Origin of the sequence: Kitasatospora sp. NPDC002551, from assembly GCF_040296005.1 — a bacterium.
Taxonomy (GTDB): Bacteria; Actinomycetota; Actinomycetes; order Streptomycetales; family Streptomycetaceae; genus Kitasatospora.
This window is the reverse complement of sequence record NZ_JBEOWI010000155.1, coordinates 1-2,983: the sequence shown is the minus strand read 5'-3', so window position 1 is coordinate 2,983 and position 2,983 is coordinate 1. Positions and strand designations below refer to the sequence as shown.

At 71.2% G+C, this 2,983-nt stretch carries 3 protein-coding genes; all 3 read left to right on the top strand.

Going from position 1 to position 2,983, the window contains the following annotated elements; all coding sequences use genetic code 11:
- The first annotated feature begins 780 nt into the window (after positions 1–780).
- Positions 781–1,248, top strand: coding sequence for a DUF4262 domain-containing protein (locus tag ABT093_RS40775; RefSeq protein ID WP_350572567.1), 468 nt, complete (start codon positions 781–783; stop codon positions 1,246–1,248).
- Positions 1,249–1,464: 216 nt separating this feature from the next.
- Complete coding sequence (locus ABT093_RS40770; protein ID WP_350572566.1) at positions 1,465–1,779, top strand: hypothetical protein; 315 nt, start codon at positions 1,465–1,467, stop codon at positions 1,777–1,779.
- Between the two features lie 599 nt (positions 1,780–2,378).
- A complete protein-coding gene (locus tag ABT093_RS40765; RefSeq protein ID WP_350572565.1) occupies positions 2,379–2,951 on the top strand; it encodes a hypothetical protein in 573 nt (190 codons plus the stop codon).
- Positions 2,952–2,983: the final 32 nt, after the last annotated feature.

The following is a 2,983-nucleotide window of genomic DNA, read 5'->3' as shown; positions in this document are numbered from 1 at the left end:
CCGCCCGCCTGCTCATCGACCGCATGATCCGCGCCGAGCGGGCCGGGTTCACCCATCCCTTTGGCGGCTCGCGGCGCTTCCGGCTGCGCCTTCAGCAGGGTGTGCGCCCTCACGACGGCGCCGCCCTTCGTCCACCGGCAGCACCCTCCGCCCCTCCCGCCAGCGACCAGCCGCCGGATTCTCGGCCGCGGGACCTGGGGCAGGGCCGTCCACCGTATCGGCGCGTCCGCGGCGGCACTCCCCGCACCTCCATCGGCGTTGCCGCCGACCGGGAGATGGGCGGCAACGGGCCAACACCCCGCCGCGCCCGGCCAAGAGCCGGGTCAGCAACCAGCCAGCCGGTCGCGCAGTGGATTCGGTGCACTCGCCCAGAGGAGCGATCACCGCGTCGCACTCGCCGCTGGTCAGCGCGGCCGGTGCGCCGGGGGCCAGGAGGTCGAGCGCGGCGGATAGCCGGTCGCCGCCAGGGCCGCCCCCGCCCGAATAGTGAGGCCGCGGGGGCGGCACCGGCGGCGCTCCACGTCCCACCCCATGCGGGGCCGTGGAACTTGTGAGATCGACCGCGACGACAGCAGCTGCCAAGTGACCTCCCCCTCCCTCCCGACAAGGGACCAGGCAGCGTGGAAACCCCTTCGTAAATTGCTTAACTCTGCGAGTTCGCGTAACCTAGCGACGGCTCGGGCGCTCCCGTTTCCCACGCGCAGGGCTCCAGAGATCCAATGCACCCCGCCGGCCCAGGGCATGCCCCAGAGGATTCCGGCACTCCCGAATGGATGATCAATGACCCTCCCGCCCCCCGCGGACATCCGCGCACACATGGACGCCTACCTCAAGCGACTGCTGACCAGCATCGACGAGGAGGGGTTCGCCATCCCCTTCATCCCGGCCGACCCCCTCACCGGCGAGCCCTCGCTCGCGTACACAGTTGGGCTGCACATCCGCCGGGGCTACGAACTGGCGATCAGCGGGCTCCCCTACGAGGCGTCCCACTCCGTACTGAACTCACTGGCGGCACGGCTGCTTGAGCAGCAGACCCCCCCGACCCAGGCCATGGAGGTCAAGGGCGCGGCCGGGGGCGGCTATTCGCTGCGATTGAGGCAGGCGGAGAGCGCGGCACCGTTCGTCCTGGTGCGCACCGTCTACAGCCGCAACCCGCCCGTCTGGCAGGCAGTGTGGCCGGACCGGGAGGGCCGATTCCCCGGCGACGCGGCGTGCACGCTCTCGGGCGCGGCGCAACTCCCACTCTAGTTGCTTAACTCTATGATTTCACGTATGGTCTAAGCATCGGTCGCGCGCAGCGCGCCGGTCATCAGGACGTCGATCTCCTCGCCATGAAGGGGCGCAGCGATGCGAATTTCAGAACTTCTCAACCGGCTTGAGGAGCAGCACCAGCGTGTAGGCGACGTCGATGTCGACTCGCTCCTGTCCAGCGAGTGGGAGGGCGCCGAAGGTCCTGTTGTCGGAGTGAGGACCGACCGGGGCCACCGCGGCACCGGCCCCGTCATGGTGCTGCTCGAAGGGCGCAACGAGGACCAGGACACACCCCAGTCGCCCTCCGAGCCCACGCTGAGGGTGCGCGACCTCATCGCGCGTCTCACCGACGTGCAGAAGAGCACCGGAGATGTCGACGTCAAGCTCCTGATCACCAGGGAGGACCCCGACGGCGGCGAACTCGGTCCGATCACCGAGGTCAGCGCGATGCGCTGGGCCAGCACCACCCTCGACGGAGCCACGACGTCCTCGACCACCATCACCATCTCGGGGCCGATCGAGAGGTGACCGGCCCGCGACGAACCTCCATCACCCCGGGCTCGCCCCCGCGCCCGGCCCCACGTCAACTACGGGAGTAGCCATGTCCTTGCCCCGGCCCAGCATCGACGGAACGAAGCGTCGACCGTTTCTGCCCCAGGAGCTCGACGAGCCGTGCGAGGGCTGCTTCGCCCCGGCCGGCTCGTACTGCCACCCGGGATGCGACTGCGGCTACACCGCTGAAGACGCCCGGGCCGACGCCGCTCGCGGGTGATCAGCCCGGCCGGTCATGCCCCGATCCCCCGGCTCGTCGACGCCCGCCCACACCCCCCCCACCCGCTTGGAGTTCCAGTGCGCATGCTGCTCCCCGCCACCCGCCCGGGACACCGGGGCGGGTGTGTCCGGGCCCGCCAGGGATGCACTTGCTTCTACTACACCTTCGCCCGCGGACGGGCGAAGACGGCAGAACGACGGATCGCCCGACGGATCGAGTCGCGCCGCTGGCGGCGGGACGAAGCCGAGCCGGACACCTGACCGCTGGGCGCCCAGCCAGACCCCTGGGGGCTCTCCTCCTCGTGCGGACCGCCCCGCCACGCACCGAGATCGGACTTCTCATGACGCACGACCCGATGCCCGCAAGCTCCCTCCGCCAGTCCCCCGTCACGGGCGGCGCCGCACTGCGTGACGCGGCGGCCGAGATGGCACGCCGCCTGGAACTGACCGCCGACGACCCGATAGTGACCAAGTCCTCCGTCCTGAGCTTCCTCAACCGCCGCGCCGACGACCTGGACAAGGGTCTGCCCTCGGGGTGGGCGACGGTTGACCTGGGCGCGCTCGACACGGTGCTGCTCGATTCCCTGGGCCCCCGCGGGCGCGACGACATCTTCGGCGCCTGGGCCAGGGCAGCCGAACCTCCGACGCCGACGCGGTCACAGACCGCCGGGCTGCCCGTCGGCCCCCGGATCGACGTGGTGGTGGACCGCGACCCCGACGACGGCACCGAGGTCCACGTCTACATGGACGGCACCCCCGCCCGGGCCGTCGTGCACACGATCGACCCGGGCCGCAGTGGGGCCGACCACGAGTGGTGGAGTTCGGTGACTGCGCTGGGGCCCGAGGTGCCGCGGGCAGTACGCGACAAGGTCACCGAGTACGCGGACGGCTACCACGACCCCGAGAAGTGCGGACGGTCATGCCCGTGAGGTTCCGCCGGTCCGGCGGTGCGGGGCGTGCC